19 protein-coding genes and 1 pseudogene are annotated in these 24204 nt (G+C 41.5%); 15 read left to right on the plus strand and 5 right to left on the minus strand.

All coding sequences use genetic code 11. From position 1 onward, the window contains the following. Positions 1-86 precede the first annotated feature (86 nt). Entirely contained in the window at positions 87-887 is an 801-nt protein-coding gene (locus tag V7K35_RS03010; RefSeq protein ID WP_335076277.1) for an SIMPL domain-containing protein, read from the minus strand. A 330-nt stretch (positions 888-1217) separates the two neighbouring features. Beyond that, a pseudogene (locus V7K35_RS03015) lies at positions 1218-1498 on the minus strand (FAD-dependent oxidoreductase); the annotation flags it as partial. A 144-nt stretch (positions 1499-1642) separates the two neighbouring features. Between V7K35_RS03015 and V7K35_RS03020 the strand changes: the two are divergent. The 7 genes from V7K35_RS03020 (at position 1643) to V7K35_RS03050 (ending at position 9090) form a co-directional block, all read left to right on the plus strand. After that, positions 1643-2485, plus strand: coding sequence for a YaaW family protein (locus V7K35_RS03020; RefSeq protein WP_334723018.1), 843 nt, complete (start codon positions 1643-1645; stop codon positions 2483-2485). Next, a complete protein-coding gene (locus tag V7K35_RS03025) occupies positions 2467-3825 on the plus strand; it encodes an O-antigen ligase family protein (RefSeq protein ID WP_335076419.1) in 1359 nt (452 codons plus the stop codon). The genes V7K35_RS03020 and V7K35_RS03025 overlap by 19 nt, the downstream gene beginning before the upstream one ends. Before the next feature lie 392 nt (positions 3826-4217). Next, positions 4218-4496: a hypothetical protein gene (locus V7K35_RS03030; protein WP_335076279.1), complete on the plus strand. Its 279-nt coding sequence runs from the start codon at positions 4218-4220 to the stop codon at positions 4494-4496. A gap of 251 nt (positions 4497-4747) precedes the next feature. Then, positions 4748-5269 carry a Ycf51 family protein gene (locus V7K35_RS03035; protein WP_335076281.1) on the plus strand — a complete coding sequence of 174 codons (522 nt, stop codon included), beginning with the start codon at positions 4748-4750 and terminating at the stop codon, positions 5267-5269. Positions 5270-5913: 644 nt separating this feature from the next. Continuing rightward, positions 5914-7104 (plus strand): iron-containing alcohol dehydrogenase family protein, encoded by a 1191-nt coding sequence (locus V7K35_RS03040; protein ID WP_335076283.1) that lies wholly within the window; start codon positions 5914-5916, stop codon positions 7102-7104. Then, complete coding sequence (locus V7K35_RS03045; protein WP_335076285.1) at positions 7101-8333, plus strand: aspartate aminotransferase; 1233 nt, start codon at positions 7101-7103, stop codon at positions 8331-8333. Before V7K35_RS03040 ends, V7K35_RS03045 begins: the two co-directional genes overlap by 4 nt. 277 nt (positions 8334-8610) lie before the next feature. After that, positions 8611-9090 (plus strand): DUF6985 domain-containing protein, encoded by a 480-nt coding sequence (locus V7K35_RS03050; protein WP_335076287.1) that lies wholly within the window; start codon positions 8611-8613, stop codon positions 9088-9090. A gap of 311 nt (positions 9091-9401) precedes the next feature. On the opposite strand, the gene V7K35_RS03055 is transcribed toward V7K35_RS03050, so the two are convergent. Beyond that, entirely contained in the window at positions 9402-12968 is a 3567-nt protein-coding gene (locus V7K35_RS03055; protein ID WP_335076289.1) for a hybrid sensor histidine kinase/response regulator, read from the minus strand. Position 12969: 1 nt separating this feature from the next. Next, positions 12970-13287 (minus strand): helix-turn-helix domain-containing protein, encoded by a 318-nt coding sequence (locus tag V7K35_RS03060; protein ID WP_334798163.1) that lies wholly within the window; start codon positions 13285-13287, stop codon positions 12970-12972. A gap of 681 nt (positions 13288-13968) precedes the next feature. Between V7K35_RS03060 and V7K35_RS03065 the strand changes: the two genes are divergently transcribed. Next, positions 13969-14994: a 1-acyl-sn-glycerol-3-phosphate acyltransferase gene (locus V7K35_RS03065; protein WP_335076291.1), complete on the plus strand. Its 1026-nt coding sequence runs from the start codon at positions 13969-13971 to the stop codon at positions 14992-14994. A gap of 246 nt (positions 14995-15240) precedes the next feature. Here the strand turns inward: V7K35_RS03065 and V7K35_RS03070 are convergent, their stop codons facing one another. Further along, positions 15241-17130 (minus strand): transketolase, encoded by a 1890-nt coding sequence (locus V7K35_RS03070; protein WP_335076293.1) that lies wholly within the window; start codon positions 17128-17130, stop codon positions 15241-15243. 768 nt (positions 17131-17898) lie between these two features. Here V7K35_RS03070 and V7K35_RS03075 point away from each other — a divergent pair. The 7 genes from V7K35_RS03075 (at position 17899) to V7K35_RS03105 (ending at position 24199) form a co-directional block, all read left to right on the plus strand. After that, entirely contained in the window at positions 17899-18396 is a 498-nt protein-coding gene (locus tag V7K35_RS03075) for a hypothetical protein (protein WP_335076295.1), read from the plus strand. Between the two features lie 225 nt (positions 18397-18621). Then, positions 18622-18948, plus strand: coding sequence for a DUF6464 family protein (locus V7K35_RS03080; RefSeq protein ID WP_335028199.1), 327 nt, complete (start codon positions 18622-18624; stop codon positions 18946-18948). 625 nt (positions 18949-19573) lie between these two features. Further along, positions 19574-20836: an ABC transporter substrate-binding protein gene (locus V7K35_RS03085; RefSeq protein ID WP_335076297.1), complete on the plus strand. Its 1263-nt coding sequence runs from the start codon at positions 19574-19576 to the stop codon at positions 20834-20836. 7 nt (positions 20837-20843) lie between these two features. Beyond that, positions 20844-21794, plus strand: a complete 951-nt coding sequence (locus V7K35_RS03090; RefSeq protein WP_335076299.1) for a branched-chain amino acid ABC transporter permease — start codon at positions 20844-20846, stop codon at positions 21792-21794. A 14-nt stretch (positions 21795-21808) separates the two neighbouring features. Next, positions 21809-22411, plus strand: a complete 603-nt coding sequence (locus V7K35_RS03095) for a Uma2 family endonuclease (protein WP_335076301.1) — start codon at positions 21809-21811, stop codon at positions 22409-22411. 49 nt (positions 22412-22460) lie between these two features. Further along, entirely contained in the window at positions 22461-23384 is a 924-nt protein-coding gene (locus tag V7K35_RS03100) for a branched-chain amino acid ABC transporter permease (RefSeq protein WP_335076303.1), read from the plus strand. 23 nt (positions 23385-23407) lie between these two features. Further along, positions 23408-24199: an ABC transporter ATP-binding protein gene (locus V7K35_RS03105; protein ID WP_335076305.1), complete on the plus strand. Its 792-nt coding sequence runs from the start codon at positions 23408-23410 to the stop codon at positions 24197-24199. The last annotated feature ends 5 nt before the right edge of the window (positions 24200-24204 follow it).

Raw genomic sequence — 24204 nt, forward strand, 5'->3', positions numbered from 1 at the left:
TAAGCGATCGCACTCCTATCTTGACTAAAGCAAAGTGCGATGTCTGACGACAAGGCGCTGCGCGTCTATGCACCAAATATAAATGTTTATTTGATTATATATGTCACAAAAATATCCTTTTTCATCTCTACTTCTGCGGCTGCATCTGGATTATAAGTCGGTGATAATAAAAAACCTGCAAAAGACGGTAAAGTAACTCCAGTTTTGGAACTACATGAGGGATAAAATAATGTGTAAAATGGCTCTGCTACAGAAGGAGTCCCAAGTTTAACACTTATAGCACTTGCTAAAGCCTGAGCACGACTTTGAGCGTCTTTCATAGCTGATTGGTAAACTGAACTCTGCAAAGCTTGACAGTCATTGACTGTGTACTCAACGCCCACACTCTTGACAGAAAGATTTTCAATTTCGCTCGTGGACTTGTTCGCTGTAGCAACAATTTCCTGGACGCGATCGCGTGTTGGTTTTTCCAGTTTAACTAATATCTTGCCGTTATTTTCACTGGAATTAGTGTTAAGTTGCACTTGAATTTTATCAGCACTAATCCCTTTGGCAACTAAGCTATTAACTATAGGCTGGAGAGTTGCTTTAGTTAGTGATTTTTTGCTTGGTAAAGATTCTGCTACTGTTTTGTAATTTAAGAGTAGAATTGGTGAGGATATGCGGCGGACTGACCCTAAAGATGACGGTTGCGTTTCTAAGTTATTATTGCTACTTCCGCTACTGAATATCAATTCAATATCTGCTGTATCTGCTGGCACTCTGACCATCCCTTGACCGATTACCATTAATGAATGGCGATCACTTGCTGGTGGGTAAAATAATTGGGCATTAGTGACTTTGGGCGTTAACGCTCCGACGCCGACAGTCACGGAAATACTTAGCATTAGAGCAGTTATTTTTCTCATATCCTGGGAATGTCCTTTGAACGTAATAAAAAAACTTGAATTAGGAACAACTTTTTAATGAAGTTAAGCTTTTTGGTAATTTACATCACTTTTTCAGGTGTGCTGTAAAATTTACTGTTTCATCTAAAAAACTTATTTGTTGCACGTTCGTTTAATAAGTCATAAAAATAACAACTTACTAAAGTGCAAAATCAGTCTAGCGACAGATGAAAGAATCAGGTAAAAACGTTTAAAAAGTTCACATTATCTAAAAGTAGATGATGCAATTGATGATTAATTTCATCAGCCGCAGCTAATCCAGAAAGCAGTAATAGCAATGACACGCTGATTCAGTAATATTTCTAAACCTGGGGCGAGAGATTTAGCGATCGCACTCATTCCCTCAGGTGCAATATAATGCGGACTGCGGTTTTTGGCTTCAGGTAACAAGCCCCATGATCCGCCCAAGTTCCATGCAAGCGGCGTGTAGCCAGTCTTCCTCCCAAGCCACGGGACTTTTCCACCACTAGCACCGAATATCCAGCTTGACTTAACTGCTGGGCGCAAACTAAACCAGCTATTCCGGCACCAATCACTGCAATATCAGTCATGAGTCAATAGTCCTTGATAATTGGTTATTAGTCATTGGTCATTAGTTATTGGTTATTATCAAAGGACAAAATTACTACTAATGACTGCTGAAAGCTAATAGTAGAATAAGGTACAGAAAGCTGCACGGAAGGGAGGAAGGGAAATTGGATGAAATGAGGGCGGCGCTAGAGTTAGCGACCGAAGAAGAATTGCAAGACTTAACGGCAATTCTATTTAGTCGTAAGTTCAATCCCCTAGACTATGTACACACACCCGAACCCATCGAAGTACAAAGCCAAGACCGTAAAGCTTGGTTAGACGCACTAGAGGGTCGCTTTCGCTTTTTGGCGGCAGATGGGATGACAGTATTACGAGGACGCACAGGGCAGGTAACTTACCGGCAAGCGTTAGTTCAAGTATGTAAGTATTTAAAAATTTCCTATTCTAATCAGCTGGCAACTATTGATTTAGAAGCAGAAGTATTTTTGCATCTGCTAGGACAGGTGTGGAAAAAATTACCTGAACAGGAAAAGCAAAAATTGACTGTACGGGTGCAGCATCAGTTGTTCAAATCAGAATTAAAACAACCGCTACCACTTTTATTGCAACGTGACCCCTTGGGGTTACTTTTCAAAGGCGGTAGTGCATTAGCGGTTACTTCCATGCTCCAGCCACTTGTACTTAAGCAAATTGCCCGGCAATTTGCCATCCACTTTGCTACCTATGAAGTAGCCAAACAAGCGGTAATTACAGGTTCAGAAGCAGCTACAACCCAATTCCAAAGCTATGTAACTATGCAAATGGCTCGACGGGGTATGACTGTGAGTGCAGCTCGTTATGGGGCAACCCGTAGTATGTTTGCTGTGATTGGGCCAATGATGTGGGCTTGGTTTTTTGCGGATTTAGGGTGGAGAGCGATCGCCACTAACTATGGTCGGATCATCCCTACCATCTTTGCCTTAGCTCAAATTCGCCTTACTCGTGAGGAATATTGGGAGCCAGCTTGAACAAAGCTTTTTACTATTTCAAGTCTCGTTGGCAATCTTGCTGGAACTATTCTCTATGGGCACTGTTAATCTTTCCATTGAGTCCTTTATTGGGGGCTGTGACTATAGTTGTTGTATCATTAATAACTTTACTGAAACAATACCAGAAAATTAGTCGCCGCCCCCTCAACCGGGGATTTGCCCTTTTGAGTCTGTTGCTGGTCATAAGTGCTGGGTTTGCCGATGACAAGACCGCAGCTTTCCTCGGCTTATTTAATTTATTACCATTCTTTTTAGTTTTCGCTGCCCATAGCACTCTGATTCAAACATTTGCCCAATTGCGGCAAATGGCTTGGATTTTGGTGATCGGTTCCATGCCAGTGGTAATTATCGGTTTGGGACAGTTATTTTTAGGCTGGAGTTTGAAGTTCGAGATTTTGTGGATTGTCTTAGCTTGGACGATCAGACCAGGAGGAAATCCACCAGGTCGCATAGCCTCACTCTTCTTGCACGCTAACACCTTCGCTGCTTATCTAGCGATAGTTTTCATCTTGGGCTTAGGGTTGTGGCTCGAACAATGGCGATTGGGGATTAGGTATCGAAGATTGGGTATTGGGAAGAATTCAGTCTTCAGTTCCCAGTCCCCAGTCCCCTTTCTCTTTTTAACCGTGGCAACGATTACAAATTTTATTGCTTTGGTTTTTACCAGTTCGCGCAATGGGTGGACGATCGCTATTTTCGCCTGTTTAGCTTATGCACTTTACCAAGGTTGGCGCATTCTTGTAGGTACCGTTGCTGCGATCGTCTCTAGTGTGGTTTTAGCAGCTTTTGCTCCCTCACCAATCGCTCAATTTTTTCGTCAGTACGTTCCTGCTTTCTTTTGGGCAAGGTTAAATGACGATATGTATCCAGATAGGCCAGTCGCTTTAATGCGAAAAACTCAGTGGGAGTTTGCCTGGTCTTTAGCTCAGGAACATCCTTGGACTGGCTGGGGGTTACGGAGTTTTAGTAGACTCTACAAAGCCGAGATGCAGATTCCCTTGGGTCATCCCCATAACTTTTTTTTGATGTTATCTGCTGAAACTGGTTTTCCCAGTACTTTTTTATTTTGTAGCTTACTCGCTTGGATTTTGATTACAGGCGTTCAATTATTGCGAAAGTTAAAATATATAAATACAGAAGACAGACTGATATTTTTCAGTTATCTTCTGGCTTTTGTTGCGTGGGTTTTATTTAATACAGTAGATGTAACCCTCTTCGATATTCGTTTGAATGCGCTTTCATGGTTAATTTTGGCTGCCATTTGTGGAGTAATACATCGTTATAACAAAGAAGATAGGTTTGCATCTCATTCAAATTAGTCAGTTATGAAATAGTGCTCAGTAACTTAAAATTGCCATCAATTTCCGTGTATGCACTGGGGACGTTTAGAGTTTTAAATTAATAAGATTACTATATTCACGTCTGTGACTGTGAGAGTGACTAATTAGGTATTAGTCGCTGTTGCTGATTGTTGGGAAGGTGTAGGGACAATCCTTTGCGGTTTTCCTGCATGACGGGCATCTCTTGTAGATGCCCTTTTGTATATTTACTATTTTATTATTTAAAAAATATTTAATTTAACGCAATATCTGAAAAATTTTATCTTTAATCAAGGAAAATAAAACATGATTACTGAAATTAAACTAGGTCTTTGTAACTCGTCATAACCTATTTATTTACATGTAGCGGGGAATTAAATGGGGAATCTTACTTGTGGTATAACTACGATATCAATATCAATAATGATCAAACTATTCCTGTCCACAAAACAGGGCTAACTGGGTATATATCTGAACTGAAATTAAAACCAGGATTCGCTCTGAATGGAACAGAGATGCTGATTGGCTGGCAATCATTGATAGTGTTCAAACTAAGTTGCAGACATCTAAAAATTCCCCTATCGTCTCTGGTGAACCAATACTGTTCTGAAGATTGCCAAGGTTGGAGAAGTGAGGCAGACGGAGAACAACAAATGACCAACAACCACTGAAACAAATAAGTAAGCGCGCAAGAATAAATCAAACAATATTACGCAATCTAAAATTAATTAAATTGGGTGATAGTAAGCGGCTCCAGCCCTATTATAAAAGCTAAAGCCGCTTACTATAAACCTTTAATTATTCACGCCTACTTACTTAACTTTCTCTAACTGAACCGGATTGCAATAACCTTTTTGGTGTAAGCTCTCGGTAAAATGGGTGTGTCGGTAACAAAAAAAAGACGCCTCCAATAACCAACCTTATGCTCACAACAGCTAACTTTCTTCAGTACACCCAATGGTCAGGCATAGCTACCTTAATATTTGCTGCCTTAACAGTTTTGGCTTTTATTCTCAAATGGGGCATCCGCTTTCGCCTGGTGGGTACGACTGGCTTTATGCTGGTGCTGACAGCTGGTTTATTTGCACTCTCAATAGTCCCCTTGAGTCGGACTGTGATTCCCGGAGCAGTCCGGTACACTTTAGTTTATGACAATGGGTCAACACAAGCGGTGATTGCCACATCACCCCAAATTACACCCACACAATTAGAAGCAACTTTACGTCAAGCAGCTAGTAATCTCTTCTCTTATGGCCGCTCAGGTACACGCGAAGACGACAAGTTGACAGTTCGCGCCCGTACCATTATCCACCCAGAACAAGGGGCTTCTGTACCAGTTTACTTGGGTGAGGTGAAGCGATCGCTCGTTTCGCATCAAAATTCCCCAGTCACAGTCGAAATTTACACAGACAAATTCGCCCAATTGCCAAAACCTACTGCTTAAGAGGAGCAGGGGCAGGGGGAAATTGTACAATTTTTTCTTCAGCCCTGATCCTCCTAGAGGACAAGATAATTTACCTATTATCAGAATAACAAAATTTATTTTGTATTTACTGATACATTAATAGTTATTTTTAGATTAAGATATTCACACTTCCGTGATTCCACTGTAAGAAAAGGTCAATCAACGTGTAAGTAATGGGTACTGAGAGTTGTGATTTGTCAGTTATTATCCTCATTACCATTGTTGGGATTTTCACAGTCTTTGCGGCAAATGAATCGGCTGTGGGGCCGTACAGATAGATGTATGCCACGCACCTATCCATAGCTGGAATGACCATCGACAGATTATTCAGTTCTCAATAACTTTTCCTGAGAATCTGAGAGTGGTAATGTTAATTAATTATACGGTTATTCAAAACTTTGATAGTTCGGAATTTTAGGCTAATGGACATCACAGATTCAAGCAACGTCGTTAAATTGCTTAACCAATTAACGATAGACTTTGTATTTTTCATTACATCGGTTAAAACTGAGTTTAGTCAGATGCTTTGTTTGTAGCCATTCTGAAAGCAGCGTGGCAACAAGCATACTTGACTGTAAGTCTATTAGATTAAGAAATATCAAGGTTTTGGCAAACTAGATTATATGTCTAATCAACTTTCTACTCAAGGTTCTTTGTCTACTCAAACCTCTAGTTCATTATTTACGCTCACAGTTGCCCCAGCAAAAGTAATCCGTGGTTCTGGGGTGTTGCAAGCAGCAGCAGCAGAGATCGCCTGTTTGGGAAATCGTCCCTTAATTGTGGCAGGTGAGTCTACTCTCGCCATTAGCCGAAAGAATTTGCAACCAGTTTTAGAAACGCAACAGTTACATACTGCTCAAGCTTCTTATGGTGCAGATTGCTGCGAAGCTAGCCTGAAATCTTTACAGAAAACGGCAAAAGAACATAAAGCTGATGTAATTATCGGTGTTGGTGGCGGTAAAGCCCTAGATACAGCTAAATTAGTCGCGCAGCAGTTACAGTTGCCAGTGGTGACAATTCCGACATCAGCGGCTACCTGTGCAGCTTGGAGTGCCTTGTCAAATGTTTATTCAAAAGACGGGGCGTTTCTCTACGATGTGGGGCTGTCTCGTTGTCCCGATTTACTGATACTTGATTATGACTTGATTAATACTGCACCACAACGGACTTTAGTAGCTGGAATTGGTGATGCGATCGCTAAGTGGTATGAAGCCTCAGTTAGCAGTGGGCATTTGCAAGACACTTTAATTATTGCTGCGGTGCAACAAGCACGAGTTTTGCGAGATATTCTCTTGCAAAAGTCAGCCGCCGCCATTAAAGAACCAGGTAGTGAGGTTTGGCGAGAAGTTGTAGACGCCACTGTTTTACTCGCCGGGGTAGTTGGGGGACTTGGAGGGGCGCAGTGTCGCACAGTTGCTGCCCATGCCGTGCATAATGGTTTAACTCATATTTCAGGACATGGCAGTATTCATGGCGAAAAAGTTGCTTTTGGGATTTTGGTGCAACTGCGTTTAGAAGAAATGCTACAAGGCAATCAACTAGCAGCTTCGGCACGACAACAGTTGTTAAAGTTCTATGCAGAAATTGGACTACCCCAAAAATTAAGCGATTTGGGATTGGGCAATATTACATTAGGCGAGTTGCAAACAGCCGCTGAAATTGCTCTGGTTCCTAATTCTGACATCCATCGACTACCGTTTAAAGTCGCGCTAGAACAGTTGATGGCAGCAATGGTTTCCACCACTGCACCTATAGATAGTAGAGACATGAATCGAGTTTCGCCCAAGGGAATCAGTGACGAGGTTGAAGAATGAGTTTAAATTGGATTGTCCCAGCAGAACGCATACAAAAACTGCCACCTTATGTATTTGCCCGTTTAGATGAACTAAAAGCTAAAGCACGCGAACAAGGGCTGGATTTAATTGATTTGGGTATGGGAAACCCCGATGGTGCAACGCCAGCACCAGTTGTAGAAGCAGCGATCGCCGCTTTAAAAGATCCCGCCAATCACGGTTATCCTCCTTTTGAGGGGACTGCTAGTTTCCGCCGGGCGATCACCAACTGGTATCATCGCCGTTATGGTGTGGTTCTCGATCCCGATAGTGAAGCTTTACCACTACTTGGTTCTAAAGAAGGATTAACCCATCTAGCGATCGCCTACGTTAATCCTGGCGATTTAGTTTTAGTTCCTTCCCCAGCTTATCCCGCCCATTTTCGGGGCCCGGCGATCGCAGGGGGGAAAATCCACAGTTTGATTCTCAAACCAGAGAATGACTGGTTAATCGATTTAGCTGCGATTCCTGACGAGGTTGCTAAACAAGCCAAAATTCTCTATTTCAACTATCCCAGCAATCCTACTGCTGCCACAGCCCCCCGCGAATTTTTTGAAGAAATCGTCGCTTTCGCCCGCAAATATGAAATTCTGCTGGTGCATGACTTGTGTTATGCCGAGTTAGCTTTTGATGGTTATCAACCTACTAGCTTGCTAGAAATTCCCGGTGCAAAAGATATTGGTGTGGAATTTCACACCTTATCTAAAACTTACAATATGGCTGGTTGGCGCGTTGGATTTGTGGTGGGTAATCGCCATGTAATTCAAGGTTTACGGACGCTGAAAACTAATTTGGATTACGGGATTTTTGCAGCATTACAAACAGCAGCCGAAACAGCTTTACAACTGCCAGATGTGTATTTGCACGAGGTACAACAACGCTACCGTACCCGTCGCGATTTCCTGATTCAAGGATTAGGAGAGTTGGGTTGGGATATTCCCAAAACTAAGGCGACGATGTATCTTTGGATGAAGTGTCCCGTTGGCGTTGGTTCCACAGATTTTGCCCTGAACGTGTTGCAGCAAACTGGTGTTGTTCTTACCCCAGGTAATGCCTTTGGGGTTGCAGGTGAAGGGTATGTACGGATTAGTTTAATTGCAGATTGCGATCGCTTGGGTGAAGCTTTACATCGCTTTAAGCAAGCTGGCATCCGCTATCAGCCTGAAAACGTAGTCTCTGCTTCAGAGGCGATCGCCAATCTCGTTAGTTGATTCGAGAAAGTAAACCCAACATTACATGACTAAAATTTTGGTTGATGATGTTTGATATCATCTAAAAAAGTAGATAGAGTTAAAAATGATTGGTACTAATATTTACATCAGTCAAGAAACTCAATAATCTCTAATTAAAGCTGCTGCTTTAAAAGAAATATCTGTAGAAGAACTAGCTTCTCCTATCTTGAAGCAAAGTTTCTTAGCATTTGAATATTATGCGATCTACGAATCAAAATTTTTTCATAATTTTGATGAATAAAGGCAGTACCTGAAAATGATGAAACCCCCAACGAGTTACTACGATGCTGAGTTTGGAGAGATGAGAATGGAAGATAACCACTGGACTTTAGCACAATGTGCTGTTTTGGGCGATCGCCGTGTACCGATTTGTGTAGATTTTGAACAGGGGCAGATTGGGGAACTTTCATCGCCTCAGCGTGAAGCTATTCGGCAAGCTCTAGCCTTGCCACCCGATGTGTTACGCATCACTGCTCCTCTGGTGCTGCAAAATTATGATGTATATCGTGAGATGATTGGAGATGAGTCAATGCCGCTGCTGGCTAATCCCATTCAGGTCTGGGATGAGGTCACTTTCTCATATATCTATGTGCCGCCCCACGTTGAGTATGACCGGCATATTCCTACCTTTGAGTTGCTAGCTGAGTGTGACTGGGACCCAGAACACGGGTTAGAAGTACGCTTTCGCAATGGAGTAGCAGACGATGCAGATCAGATAGGTGAAACAGGACGGTAAAAACTATCTTGTTTGCGATCTAATGCATTAAGGAATAAGAATTAAATAACATACAATTTATGTCCCCGACTTACCTCACCCTCAATCCCTCTCCTTATAAAGGAGAGGGAAGCAAGATAGAGGATGAACTTTTGCATTTTATTTAATCCACGTTCCTAAGTTACAGCAGTTTGACTTAAAAGGTGTTGAGCTGCCTGGAAGAAGCATAAAGTCAAGTTTACAGATTTTGCTGCTGGCATATTGCTGGCGAGAGGCTTTAGTGGAAGGAATTGGCACCTTTATTTTAATGACTTCTCAAAGAAGTTACGGATCTAACGCAGATTGCTACAACTATAAATCAGGTTTGCGATCGCTCGAATTAATTTAGCTGGCTCTACTGGTTTGGTGATATGCTGCTCAAATCCGGCGGCAATTGCTTGTTGATAATCAACCTCAGCTGCGTAAGCTGTGAGAGCGATCGCTGGAATTGTCCCTCCCATCTCTGGTAACATGGCTCTGATTTGACGCATCAGCATATAGCCGTCTACTTCCGGCATTCCAATGTCGCTTAATAGCAGATTTGGCTGGAACTGAGGCATGACTCGTAATGCTTCCACAGCCGATGCGGCCTGCATTACTACCGCGCCTGATTGCTCCAAAATGAAAGCAATTAACTCTCGCGTATCACGCTCATCATCCACAAGCAGAACTTTTACCCCATTTAGATCAGGCGAATCATCAGGTTGTTGCTCACTCTCGTGGCTATTTAGATAAATCTTGAGCAGTGGTAGCATGACTGTAAAGGTTGCTCCCTGTTCTTCACCCAAGCTTTCTGCCTGAACTGTGCCGCCATGTAGCTCTACAATGTGACGAACAATAGCTAATCCTAATCCCAGTCCCCCGAATTTCCTGGTAGTTGCACCATCAGCTTGTCGGAAGTAGTCAAATACATAAGGTAAAAAATCTGGGCTAATTCCCTTACCTGTATCACTAACTCGAAGTTGAGCCTGAGAACCAAGTGACTGTAAACTGATTTCTACCTGTCCACCTTGGGGTGTAAACTTAATAGCATTGGAAAGTAGATTCCAGATAACTTGCTGCAAGCGACCGGAATCACCAGTTACTTGACCGATGTCTGGTTCAAGGACAGCGTTAATCTGAATCGATTTGGCTTCAGCCGCTAAACGTACAGTTTCTATTGCTGCGGCGATCGCACTTTCCAGATTCACAGGAGCAATATTCAAGCTGAGTTTACCTTGCAAAATTCGAGAGACATCCAGCAAATCTTCAATTAGTTGAGTTTGAAGCTTGGCATTGCGCTCAATTGTTTCCAGGGCGCGAGTGGTGGTTGCTTGATCATACTTTTTAGTTTGCAGTAACTTCGACCATCCCAAAATCGGGTTTAGCGGCGTGCGAAGTTCGTGGGAAAGAACCGCCAAAAATTCATCTTTTATCCGGTTAGCTTGGACTAACTGCTCTTTTTGCTGCTGTAACGAAGCCATCAACTGAGCGCGTTCCAGAGCAACCGCCACCTGATCGGAGGTTGCTTGTAATAGGGCAATTTCCCCAGAAGTGAAGTGGGTACGGGTGCGGCTGGCAAAGGAGAGGACACCAAGCAGCTTTCCCTGAGCAATTAACGGTTGACCGGCATAGGCTGTGATTCCAAAAGGATGAAGGATTTGGGCATTTGGATGGCTAGAGTGCAGCACATCATTGACGACAATTTGATGGCGTTCTTGCGCCACTAGTCCGCACATCCCTTGATTAAATTCCAGGTATTCAATCGTTTTAAATACTTCATCAGTAATGCCGTTACAAGCTACTAACCGAAATTTCTGCTTATTTTCATGTGTATCGATTAGATAGTGGAAGTAAAAATGCAAATCCATCTGCGCCGAGAGTTTGCTGAACAAGCTGTTCATTAGATCCAAGGGGCGCTCAGTTGAAAGCAAATCGCTGGTTGTTTCAGAAAGCAGTTTCAGTCGTTCACTGCGCTCTTGCAAGGCAAGTTCAGCAAGCTGGCGTTCACGAAGGGCGCGTTCACGTTCGGTGATATCAACTGCAACCCCTCCTACCAAGCGTTGCCCAGATGCATCTGCAATGGGAAATTTATATACTAAAAATTCGCCGAGGGTGCCATCTGTGCGTGGGGCAGACTCGATCGTTTCAACAACCTGATTCGTCTGGGCAACCATTCTAATGTTATCGAGCAGGGGTTGAGCGATTTGGGCTGGGTATAGGTCAAAAACATTTTTATTAATCGCCTTATTTGTTGCTAAATCGAATGTGCTCAGATAAGTTGGACTGAGGTAAAGTACACGCCCATCTGCATTCGTTATCCATGCGGCGGCTGGAATATTGTCCATAAAAGCTTGAAATTGCTCTTGACTCTGACTCAGCGCTTTTTTAACTTGTTTGAGATCACTAATATCGAGAATGAATGCAACTGATTTGTGCCGAGATTTTCCTAAAAGGGAGTAGCCAACTACAACTGGGACACTCGAACCATCCTTGCGAATGCATTCCTTCTCATAGGGAGTACAGGTTCCCTTCGCTGTTGCTTCGGCAATAGCCAGTTCATCTAAATATTGGTACTCAGGGGGAGTGATATCAGTCCAGCATAGTCTGCCAGCCTGGATATCTTCCTGGGTATAGCCCACAATTCGCAAGAACTCGTCATTGGCTTCAGTGATGCCACCATTCACATCACCAAAGAGAATGCCAACTATATTCGCTTTGACAAAACTCTTGAGGCGTTCATCACTTGCTTGGACTGCCTTCTGTGCTTGCTTGCGATCGCTAATGTCACGGAAGAAAATGTTAAGACCATCCTCACAAGGATAGACGTGAATCTCCAGCCACACGTCATACTTGGACGGGTAGTGGTAGTAGTAGTGATGCTCGAAGTGGACGGGAATCTGTTCTGCCATCGCCCATCGGTACTGACGTTCTACATTAGTGCCTACTGATGCAGGCCACTCCTCCCAGTGCGACTTACCGATAACCTCTGTCCTGAGTTTGCCGTTAATTCGCTCTGCTTCGGCATTTTGGTAGATGATTCGCCAGTCCCGGTCTAAAGTAATAAATGCATCACTCATGTTTTCCAGAGTGCGTGTATTCCGATGATTGGCTTGCTGTAATGCCGCTTCTGCTTGTTTGCGTTCGCTCAAATCAACAACGAAGCCAATCACTGTTTCTTGAGTATCTCCCACAAGTACAGAACCGAGTAAAACGGGAATGCGATCGCCATCTTTGCGGATGTATTCCTTTTCAAAGGGCTTACATACTCCGGTGGTTCTAAGTTCTTCTACTGTACGCTCACTCAATTGAAGATACTCAGGTGGGGTGATCTCGCGCCATTTCATTTGGTTAGCGGACAAATCTTCTCGCGTATAGCCTACCATCTTCAGAAAAGCATCATTGGCTTCGATGATCGAGCCATTTTTTATCTCAGTTAGGATGACTCCAATGATGTTGGATTCTGCTAGTCGGCTAAACCGCATTTCGCTATTTTGCAACAATTTCAAACTTGTCTCTGCCGAAAGTCTAGCAGTTCGTAACTCTGAAGAGAGGGCAGTAATTAAGAAGGATACTAGTGAGAATGTGATTAATCGTACCAAGACGTTCAGGCTGAAGAAATCGAAGGAGTAGACTGGCTCGATCAAAAAATAAACAACAGTTGTAATAGATACAGCGATCGCCACTACTCCAAGTCCCATGCCGCCATACCAGGCACTGATTGCCACAGCAGCATAAAATAATGTAAATACGCTCGGATCGAAGACTGGCACCAACAGTCGCGTCAGCAGCAGCGCCGCTATGACTGCCAGAATCATCACACTATAGTTTAGTAACCAAGAGCGCATCATCAAAATCTTTTCTGGTACTTTCACTATCATCTTAGGAGTCCTCTCGCTGTGCTATTAGGAGATACTCGTTCAGTAATCTTTTGCCTGATTCGCCCATCTTCTGTAACATTTCTTCGATTAGTTTTAGTGCCATTTGTGAAGGCACTGTAGATCCGTTCTCCCAGCGATTGACTGTTCGCAGGGAAACTCCCAACTTAGCTGCAAACTTTTCCTGGGAGAGATTGAGTTGCTGCCGAAGTTCACGGATGAAATCTGAAATTTTTAATAGCTTTCCTAATTCCATAATAAGAAGATTAAGACAGTTGTCTCGCCATTTGTCTTGAACTTGAGGAAGAATTTGAACAGTCATGAGTCGTTATCAATTTCATCTTTTGGCGAAATACTGATATCATTTCTCAGTCTTCATTGGTTACTGTTAACTGGAGAAAGTATCTATATAAACATTAAATTTTGTCAGGTGTATGAAGATAAAATAGTATTATTTTCAGTGATTTGATGAGTTTCAAACATTACACAGTGCCAAAAAATTATAGGTAGTGGATTACATTGTTACGGTTCGTACCCTACTTAATATTTTATATATAGCAATCCTATTTTAGTTGTAAAAATTATCGAACCGCCAACTTTTCGAGAAACTACCTGTAGCAAGATCCCCTTATGAGTACGCGCAGCGTCTCCAAGAGCGCCAAAAGAAGAAGGAAAGAAGTTTATGAATCATTTAAAAATGGTATATAGCAATCCTATTTGATTTGTGATAATTGTAATCCGCAGATCCACGACAACTTTTACGAAGTCGGGGATCTTGTTTTTGCGCGTTTTATTTAGGATTGCTATAGATAGCCTTGATACATAAGTTTTCTCTAATAGTTTGCATATATAAACTTTTCCAAATTATCGTTAATTTTAGTAACCAAATCTGAAATATATTTCCAAACCTCTAATTAATTTTAAATATAGTAAGATTGCCAATGGCAAAATTATAAAGCTATAATGTACATTTAATAAAATTTTTGCCTGAACTTTAACTGTTTTGATTAATCAACACTCCGAAAACCTCCTCAACAGTCAACTGGAAAATACACCAGGTGAAGGCTATATATTTAGCTGGTTTGATTGGTTTTGTCTTTGGTATCCTCCAGGCTGGCTAATTTTATTCAACCGCCATTGGCAACACTATCACACCGATTCAGCCGGTTGGAATTGGCTGGAATATGGATTATTTTTAATTCCTGGCGGATTTTATCTAGCGTTGCTAAGTCGTTGGTTGCGTCTTGGTTTTCGTTCACCTCAAAAAGAAGTTGGTGAATTTGATCCCAAATATCAACAAGCTTTTGGTGAAGAAGTTCTCAGCCCCATCGTTAAATACTATTTTCGGGGAGAATTGCAACAAGTCGAAAACTTGCCGCAAACAGGGCCATTGATTGTGGCAATGAATCACGCAGGGATGAGTTTTCCTTGGGATTTTTTGACTTTGGGTTATTTATTAAGTGAAGCTAGAGGATGGGTGGTACAACCCGTAGCAAGTCCAATATTATTTGAGCATCCTTGGGTGATTTGGTACTTACCACCTAAATGGTCACAGGTTTTGGGTGGTGTGCGAGCCGAATTAGATTATTTTGAGGCAGCGATGGCCCAAGATAAAATTCTCTTATATGCACCTGAAGGTATTCGCGGTCCTCTGAAAGGTTGGAAAAGACGCTATCAATTAGAAAAGTTTGATGTGAGTTTTATTAAGTTGAGCGATCGCTATCAGATTCCCATTCTCCCAGTAGTTTGCATCGGCAGTGAATCTTTACATCCTTGGGCTGTTAATTTAGAGAAATTGCAACGACTAGTCAAATTACCATTCTTGCCTCTCTCGCCTTTGATGTTTGTCTTACTTCTGTTTCCTTCAATGGGAATTTGGGCAATGAGAACTCGTCTGCGTTACTTTATTCAGCCTTTGGAACCAGCAGAATTGTACAACTATTCAAACAAAGAGCGAACAGTAGCTTATCGACAGGCACAACAATTACGCGAAAAACTGCAAAATAAAATTAATCAGTTATTCAGATAAATTTAATCCTACCAGTGGATTTAAGTCAATCTTTTAAAAGGGGGCTTAAGACGTTCTTCCCTTAAAAACCTTGTGATTACCAATATTTTTTAAATCTTCCGCTTCATTACCATTTCGCCTCAAGATCAATCAAAAAATATATTGCGTAGGTTGGGTTGAGGAACGAAATCCAACATTTTTGGGCATTTGTTGGGTTTCACTTAGTTCAACCTAACCTACAATTATCCTTCAATTAACCGTATTGTATTATACCCCTACTGGCTGTCTGACTTGCGATTTCACCGCTTCAACAATGGCATCGGCGTCAATTTTGGCAGCATGGAGCAGTTCTTCTGGTGTACCGGAACTTGGCATATCAAGCACTGCCAACTTAATTAGCCGTAGTTGAGGCCCATTGTAAGTAGGAATACTACTAGTACCAGCAAAGGCATCAAGCACAGCCGCACCTAGTCCGCCTTCCATCCAGTGGTCTTCAACCACGACTAAATTCCCCTTGGTATCGCGTGCAGCTTGATGAAGTGTTTCTACATCAATGGGTTTGACGGAGTAGGCATCTATGATCCGCACCGTGATCCCTTCGTTTTGTAAACGATCGCTAGCCTTAAGTGCTTCGTGTAAAGTAATACCAGCCGCAATCACTGTGGCTTGATCTCGCTCAGAGCTACGGATTACTTTGCTACCACCAATAGGGAATTCTTCATCAGAGCCATAGATAACAGGTGTGCTTTCCCTGGTGGTACGGAGGTAGACAATGCCATTGCGATCGCTCATTTGCCCCACTAATTTAGCCGTCTGATTGCCATCACTGGGATAAAGTACAGTACTACTCCACACCGCTCGGAAGGCTGCTAAGTCCTCCAGTGCCATCTGTGAAGGGCCATCCTGACCAATGGATATCCCAGCATGGGAACCCACTAATTTAATGTTGGCACGAGAGATAGCCGCCATCCGGATAAAATCGTAACCTCTACTCAAGAAGGCTGCGAAGCTGGAAGCAAAGGGTTTGTATTTTCGCACCTGCAAACCCACTGCTGCTGCGATCAGTTGTTGTTCAGCAATGTACATCTCAAAGTAGCGCTCAGGATAGGCTTTGGCAAAATCTTCGGCGTAAGTGGAATTACTCACCTCGCCATCAAGGACAACTACATCTGGTTGAGCGGCTCCCAATGCCACTAAAGCGTCACCATATGCTTTACGTGTTGCGACCTTTGCACCTTTTTCATAAGTGGGAAGTTGCAGGGGTTGAGCATTGCCTGTTGTAGCAGGTTGGCTTTGTGCTTCGGGTTTGTTGACTTGAATTATCATGTGGCGTTCACCACCTAACTCTGCGATCGCCTCTTTCTCTTGGTCAGGTTTGAATGCTTTGCCATGCCAACCACCGATATCTTCTACAGAAGCCACACCTTTGCCTTTCTTTGTGCGGGCGATAATTACCGTGGGGCGATCGTTGATGCTCAAAGCAGTGGTAAAGGCTTGGTCAATCTCTGTCAAGTCGTGACCATCAATTTCAATTGCGTGCCAGCCAAAGCCTCTAGCACGCGCAGCATAGGCTTGTGTGTTCCAACCCAGTTCAGTCTCACCGCGTTGCCCTAGTCGATTGACATCGATAATGGCGATCAGATTGTCTAGTTTGGAGTGTGAGGCATGATCAAAAGCCTCCCATACAGATCCCTCAGCTGTTTCGCTATCACCCAGCAATACCCAGACATGGTATGGAAGTTGATCTAGATATTTACCTGCTAAAGCCACCCCCACACCAATTGGTAATCCTTGTCCCAATGAGCCAGTCGCCACATCAACCCAAGGTAAAACTGGCGTGGGATGTCCTTGTAGACGGCTGCCAAATTGCCGTAGCGATAATAACTCCTCATCAGTAATTGCCCCCGCTGCTTTATACATGGCATAAAGTAGAGGTGCAGCGTGTCCTTTAGAGAGAAGGAAGTGATCGCTATTAGGATTATGTGGATTATCAAAGTCGTAGCGGAGATATTTGGAGAGTAAAACCGCCATCAGATCAGCAGCTGACATGGACGAGGTAGGATGACCTGAACCAGCAACGGTTGTAGCGCGAATACTGTCGATACGCAACTGTTGTGCTAGTTCATGCCATTGGTCTAATTGTTCCTGTGTGGTCATAGTAATATTCCTAAATGAAAATCAAGGGTATTGTGGCGAATCCTTTGTTTCATCACTCGTGTTTTAGCTAGACTTGGCTATTTTTCCGAAAAAATGCTAATACGCTCTAGGTAAAAAGAAAGATTATTCTTTTTGAATTTTACTTTGTGATGAATAGTGTCTTTTTTAACCAGAAGCAGACACAAATCCAACTAAACACTTGTTCAGAGATTTCTTTCAATATCCCTAAGTTTACTTTAGATAGTAAGAGCTGTACTGGCTTCTTTCTAATGGAATAACTAAGCTTTATTTCTTAAGGTATACAAGACTAATTCCAATAAATTCAGAATTTTCTTTATTGATAAACAAAAAATCGAGATTATAGCGAGAGAAAAAAGGTCGTCTTTGCTTAAAATAGTTAAATTTTCCTGGCAAATAATGGCTGAATAAGCTGTAATTCCTTTTTCTATAATAATTAAATTTTAGTCAGCAGTAGCCCTTATATATGCAGATTAAATGCTCTTTAGTGGATTACACCCGTCAAGATTACTGTTTTCAATAAAACCGATTTAGTAATTATTAAATTGATTTTTCCATGACGAAGTTTATCAGCTTTTGCCCTCTCCGTTCTACCTCTTGCTGTTTCACAACAATAAAATCCTGGCTTTAAAAAAAAGTTTAGCTGTAATACTGGCTTCTTTAAATAACTTTTAGATAAATTACGTAGTACAAATATACTAAAATACTGCTAAAATGCCTTAAAAGTCAGCTAGCCTTGCTTGAGGTAGTATGAAAAAAATCGAAGACACAGACAAAAAGCCCATTTTGCTCAAAGTTTCGCTGTTGCAACCTACATCTATAACTACTGCTATAGTGCCATTGCAACCCCAAAATGAAAAAATCATCAGTGAACGGGAGCGTTTTCTAGCACAAGTCGAACGCATCAATCAGATGGCGGGAGAGTTAGAAGCAGCGATATTAGAGTTGAAAGCGATCGCCAACACACTTAATACTCAAAAACGTTACCCAGTTCTAAAATGCAAAAATATTTTTATTTGGCAGTCAATTAGCGTCCCTTGGGTGAAACGAAAGCCAGACGAATCATTTATTCTGACGACGCGAAGAGTTGATTTATTCCGAGCAGAAAGAGAAGCAACGCTACTAGCACGGCAACTTCGTCAGCAAACCAAAAAAAGATTAGCATTGCAGCGACACAGAAAAAACAAGAGTGGGGCTGAGGCTGACACAAAACGCTTCCTTAAAAAGGTATTAGTCAACAAATCTTAATAATTATCAACATTCAACTGTATCTGACCCATGAGATTTAACAGTTATGCTGATTGAAGTGGCAGAAGGAACTTCTTTTTCAAAATTGCTATATACCTACTGCCATTGCTAATTGCAGCCACAGTTGGTGGCAAATAGGCAAAGCTGCCCTAATGATTTGCACTTCCGTAAAACCAGGTGCAACATCAGGAATAATCAATCAGCGCACAGAAGAGGTAAAAAAAGGTGTTAAAGACACTTTTAGTGATTGCCGTTGGTTTTTTACCGTCCCTGTTTTCCCTGTGGATGATCCGCAAAAACTTTGTGCGATCGCGTTTACGGATGAGGCAAGCAGCCATGAATTTTCCAATGGTGCAGGGACGGCACAATATTAGACCGGTTGAAGGCGATCGCTATTATTTAGAAGGGGTGGGTTATCTGATTGGCGACATCAGCTGCAAATTTAATGCCCGATCTGGCTATATCCGCTGTGCTGTCAATCCTGACGGACCATGTAACGTTTGCCGTCACTACGAACCTAAGGGATTAGCTGGTAGTGAAAAAAGGACTTAATAAGTTTTACCTGACTAATACTTAATCAATCTCAAATTACCGAAGAAGGGCAAAGGGAGGCTGGCAAAGCAAGATAAAATTACCGATGTTGTGCCTGCTAAAATTGTAAACTTCCTTTTCAAAAAATCTAATGTCTTTCTCCTTAAATACTGCTCCGTGTTTTGTTGCAAAGATTTGGACAGCTGCAAAGTTGTAATTCCTAAATTTTCCTTTCAGCTTGACTGATATTGTACGATGAAACTACGCACCTATTTTAGATTCAGTCTCAGTTCTAGAGCTATGAAAATTAGTTACAAACCTTTACATATATCCAGTTAAAGCTCAGAACCTTTGTCCGATAGAACTGCTATTATCAGCCGTTGCATGAACACTGGTTGAATTAAACTCTACCAAAGTAAATTTTAGGTAAAATTTAGGTAAAAATTTGTTTTACCTAGCATGGTAAAATCACGGCTAATTATAATTTGTATTGACAAACACTTTGAAAATTTGGCTTTGCATGGTCAAATAAGAATGATTTAATAGAATTCGTGCAAAAGTGTAAATCTGCGTCATTTTGTTTGCAGATTATAAAATTTACTATTAACTTTTGCCGAATATCTAATAACTACATGATTATTTAACGATGAACAACGTGATCGCTCAGACAACAGCATTATTATCAACTTGCGCTTTGCTACTAACTGGCTGTGGTAGTGGCACTAACACTGTGACAAATTCTCCAAATAATAGTCCAAATAGTACCCCAAATAACACTGCAACCAGTACGGCAGCGACAACGGGTACATTGTCGAGTGCAATTCCCATCGGTATTGCCGTTGCCCAAACTAGCAATGTGGCATTACTTGGTCAAGAGCAAGTTGCTGGAGCTAAACTTGCCGAGAAATATTTCAATAGTAAAGGTGGTGTTAATGGCACTCCAATTAAATTAGTGTTTCAAGATACTAGCGGTGATGAAGCAGGGACAATTAACGCTTTTCAAACTTTAATTAACAAAGATAAAGTTATTGGGATTGTGGGCCCAACTTTGTCACAGCAAGCTTTTAGTGCTGATCCGATTGCCGAACGTGCAAAAGTACCAATTATTGGACCATCAAATACTGCTAAAAACATTCCCGAAATTGGTGATTACGTTGCCCGTGTTTCTGCACCAGTTTCCATTGTCGCGCCTAATTCGGTGAAAGCTGCACTTAAGCAGAATCCCCAACTTAAAAAAGTCGCAGTTTTTTATGCTCAAAATGATTCATATAGCAAGTCAGAAACGGAAATTTTTCAGCAAACAGTTAAGGATCAAGGGCTGGAATTGGCAACAGTACAAAAGTTCCAAACCAGTGATACAGATTTTCAAAGCCAAGCTACCAATGCAATTAATCTCAAACCAGATTTGATCATCATTTCTGGTTTGGCTGCTGATGGTGGTAATTTAGTCCGACAATTGCGCGAACTGGGTTATAAAGGCTTAATTGTTGGTGGAAATGGTCTAAATACATCGAATATATTGCCAGTTTGTAAGGCGCTTTGTGATGGTGTGTTGATTGCTCAAGCCTACAGTCCAGAACATCCAGGTGAAATTAACGCGGCATTTCGCAAAGCCTATACTGATGAATACAAAAAAGAGCCACCCCAATTTAGCGCCCAAGCTTTTACAGCGGTACAGGTTTATGTCGAAGCACTTCAAGCTTTAGATAAAAAGAGCAAAGTCAACAAATTACAACTACCAGAATTGCGGACAGAATTAAACAAACAGATACTTGTCGGACAATACAATACACCATTGGGTGAAATTGGTTTTACTCCCATAGGTGAAATTGTGCAAAAAGATTTCTATGTAGCCCAAATCAAGATGGCAAAAGACGGAAGCCAGGGTAAATTCACATTTCTAAAATAGTTGCTACATGAATATCAATCTGTTTTTGCAGCAATTATTAAATGGGTTATCCATCGGCAGTGTCTATGCAATTTTTGCTTTAGGATATACCTTAGTTTATTCCATTTTGGGCATCATTAATTTAGCTCATGGTGCAATTTTTACCTTGGGTGCATACTTCACTTTTGCACTCATGGGTGGTAACTTTGGATTTAACGGCTTGTTAGCTAATGCAGCCCTGCCGATAAAATTACCATTTGCTATATCCTTGATTTTAGGAAGTATCTTGGCGGGATTGGTAGGGGTAGTGATGGAACGTGTTGCTTTTCAACCTTTGCGCCGTCGGGGATCTGACCCTTTACTAACTGTTGTTTCCAGCTTGGGAGTAGCAGTGGTAATTGTGAATTTAATCCAGTATTTAGTAGGCGCAGAAAGTTACACATACCCCGCAAATACTTATGGAAATTTGCCGCCTGCTATTAACTTTGGTAGTTCAGAAAACCCAATTCCTATTCGCAGTGTTCAGGTGGTAATTTTTACTGTATCAGTTGTGATTGTGGCAATTCTTACCTATTTTATTAATCAAACTAAATATGGTAAGGCAATGCAGGCGATCGCAGAAGATGCAACTACAGCTAGTTTGTTAGGAATTAATAGCGATCGCTTTATCATCTTAACATTCTTCATCAGCAGTTTTTTAGCAGGATTAGCAGGAACTTTAGTCGCCTCTAGTGTTAGTATTGCTGGGCCATATTTCGGCATTGCTTTTGGGTTGCGGGGTTTAGCAGTAATTGTCTTAGGTGGTTTGGGTAGTATTCCTGGTGCAGTGTTGGGAGGTTTGTTAATTGGATTAGTGGAGGCGTTTGTACCTGCCGAATACTCTGGATATAAAGACGCAGTAGCCTTTGGAATTTTGTTTATCATGCTATTAGTTAGACCCCAAGGTTTACTGGGACGGCGGTTTATTCAGAAAGTTTAAAGAGATCTAGCATTATGAAAACATACACCAAACAAAAATTAACTTTTGATCAGTTTTTAGAACAGTGTCTAGAGGAAGGTTTATATGAACTTGTGGATGGAGAAATTGTAGAAGTGCGTGCAACCAGAAATCATGATGATGTTGCTGACTTTATGGGTGACTCTTTCAAGGATGAAATTAAACGTCTAAATCTGAATTACGTGGTAAAAAACACAGTAGTCTTTAAAACTATAACTGCCAATGGAATAGAGCAAGGGCGCAAGCTTGATGTAAGTGTTATAGATAAAGATGTATGGCGCTCAAATCGTTCTGCTTATTCTGCACTTGAAGAATCGATCCAGTTAGCTATAGAGGTAACATCAACTAACTGGGAAGATGACTACACTGATAAATTGGATGAATATCAACGTTTAGGTATTACAGAATATTGGATTGTAGATTATTTGGCAATTGGTCTAAGAGAATATTTGGGAAATCCAAAAGTTCCGGCTGTGTTTGTTTTTCTATTAGATGCTGAGGGAAAATACCAATGCACACAGTTTAGAGGTTCAGAACGGATTGTGTCACGAACTTTTCCTAAGCTTGCGTTGACAGCAGAGCAAATATTAACAGCTTAATAGTTGATAAAAACGATAGTTTGATTAAACTTAATCAAAATGTTTTAAAATGGCTGATTTTTTTGCTACTTACGGTTCTCTAATTGTCTCTATGGTATTGGGGGCGCTACTAGGGTTATCGCTTTACTTACCGCTGATGACAGGGCAATTATCTTTAGCTAGTCCGGGATTTTACGCTTTAGGTGGATATATTGCAGCAATTCTCTCCACAAAAATTTTGACATCTAATAGTAGTTTATATCCCATTCCATTGTTGTTATTGGAGATGTTAATCGCTGGGGTAATTTCTGGTTTATTGGGTGTAGTAGTAGGAATTCCAGCGTTGAGATTACGAGGAATTTATTTAGCGATCGCTACTATTGCTTTTGTAGAAGTTCTGCGTGTAATCTCTCTCAATCTGGATATTACAGGGGGTGCTGTCGGGATTTTTGGCATTCCTCAACCTTTCCAAACACAAATTGAATATTTATGGATTGTTTTGCCCTTACTATTAATTAGTATGGTGTTACTTTACCGTTTAGAACGCATCCGAGTAGGAAGGGCTTTTATAGCTATCCGTGAAGATGAATTAGCTGCGGGTGCAATGGGAATTGATCCCACTTATTACAAAGTTTTGGCGTTTACACTAGGGGCTATACTTGCAGGGGTTGTAGGTGCAATTAGCGCCCACTTTCTTAATACCTGGAATGCTCGTCAAGGTACTTTTGATGCCAGTATTATATATTTAACTTTTGTTTTGATTGGTGGTTCGAGAACTTTTTTAGGGCCGGTAGTCGGAGGTATAGTATTTACAGCCTTACCAGAGATTCTGCGAAGCCTAGCTGATACTGGTGGTTTACCTAATTGGTTAGCACAATTTTTGCGCGATGGGAGATTAATTATTTTTGGCTTACTAATAGTAATAGGTACAATCTTTTTCCCTCAAGGGCTAATTACTCCAGATATTTTTCAAAGACGCAAAATCCCAAAGTGAACTATTCATAATAATATGCAAAAATGTCATATAGGATTCCAGCAGATAACAGCAGTATTGTCTTAGAAGCACGAGCATTGACTCGCCGCTTTGGTGGTCTAATAGCAGTTAATAATGTATCTTTTAGTGTAAATAAATATGAGATTTTTGGACTTATTGGCCCTAATGGTGCTGGCAAAACAACACTGTTTAATTTGATTACTGCCTTCATTCCACCTTCTAGCGGTCAATTAATTTATCAAGGTGGAGAAATTTCCCAACTGCGTCCTCATAAAATTGCTGCTTTAGGTATCGCCCGTACCTTCCAAAATATCCGCTTGTTTGGGGAATTATCGGCATTAGAAAATGTGATAATTGCCCGACATTTACACACTAAAAGTAATATAATTACAGGAGTTTTGGGATTACCACCAGCGCCTAGTGAAGAATTGAAAACTAAGCAGAAAGCTTTAGATTTATTAGATTTGGTGGGATTGAGCGATCGCGCCCACGAAAAAGCTAAAAACTTTGCCTACGGTGATCAGCGTCGGCTAGAAATTGCCCGTGCTTTAGCATTAAAACCGCAAATCTTACTTCTCGATGAACCTGCGGCGGGGATGAACCCCAACGAAAAGCAGCAACTCAGTGCATTTATTCGCAGCCTGCGCGATCGCTTCAATTTGACGATCATCCTGATTGAACACCATGTACCTTTGGTTATGGGTTTGTGCGATCGCATTGCGGTATTAGATTTCGGTCAATTAATTGCTTTGGGTGAACCATCTGTAGTCAGAAATAATCCGGCTGTAATTGAAGCTTATTTAGGCAATGAATGACTATC

This window comes from Nostoc sp., from assembly GCF_036917275.1.
In the GTDB taxonomy this organism is placed as follows: domain Bacteria; phylum Cyanobacteriota; class Cyanobacteriia; order Cyanobacteriales; family Nostocaceae; genus Nostoc.

Excerpts from the sequence above, each read along its gene's own strand:
- V7K35_RS03010 (WP_335076277.1), bottom strand. The coding sequence starts at position 887 with ATGCTAAGTATTTCCGTGACTGTCGGCGTCGGAGCGTTAACGCCCAAA.
- V7K35_RS03035 (WP_335076281.1), top strand. The coding sequence starts at position 4,748 with ATGCTCACAACAGCTAACTTTCTTCAGTACACCCAATGGTCAGGCATA.
- V7K35_RS03040 (WP_335076283.1), top strand. The coding sequence starts at position 5,914 with ATGTCTAATCAACTTTCTACTCAAGGTTCTTTGTCTACTCAAACCTCT.
- V7K35_RS03045 (WP_335076285.1), top strand. The coding sequence starts at position 7,101 with ATGAGTTTAAATTGGATTGTCCCAGCAGAACGCATACAAAAACTGCCA.
- V7K35_RS03050 (WP_335076287.1), top strand. The coding sequence starts at position 8,611 with ATGATGAAACCCCCAACGAGTTACTACGATGCTGAGTTTGGAGAGATG.
- V7K35_RS03055 (WP_335076289.1), bottom strand. The coding sequence starts at position 12,968 with ATGATAGTGAAAGTACCAGAAAAGATTTTGATGATGCGCTCTTGGTTA.
- V7K35_RS03060 (WP_334798163.1), bottom strand. The coding sequence starts at position 13,287 with ATGACTGTTCAAATTCTTCCTCAAGTTCAAGACAAATGGCGAGACAAC.
- V7K35_RS03070 (WP_335076293.1), bottom strand. The coding sequence starts at position 17,130 with ATGACCACACAGGAACAATTAGACCAATGGCATGAACTAGCACAACAG.
- V7K35_RS03075 (WP_335076295.1), top strand. The coding sequence starts at position 17,899 with ATGAAAAAAATCGAAGACACAGACAAAAAGCCCATTTTGCTCAAAGTT.
- V7K35_RS03085 (WP_335076297.1), top strand. The coding sequence starts at position 19,574 with ATGAACAACGTGATCGCTCAGACAACAGCATTATTATCAACTTGCGCT.
- V7K35_RS03090 (WP_335076299.1), top strand. The coding sequence starts at position 20,844 with ATGAATATCAATCTGTTTTTGCAGCAATTATTAAATGGGTTATCCATC.
- V7K35_RS03095 (WP_335076301.1), top strand. The coding sequence starts at position 21,809 with ATGAAAACATACACCAAACAAAAATTAACTTTTGATCAGTTTTTAGAA.
- V7K35_RS03100 (WP_335076303.1), top strand. The coding sequence starts at position 22,461 with ATGGCTGATTTTTTTGCTACTTACGGTTCTCTAATTGTCTCTATGGTA.
- V7K35_RS03105 (WP_335076305.1), top strand. The coding sequence starts at position 23,408 with ATGTCATATAGGATTCCAGCAGATAACAGCAGTATTGTCTTAGAAGCA.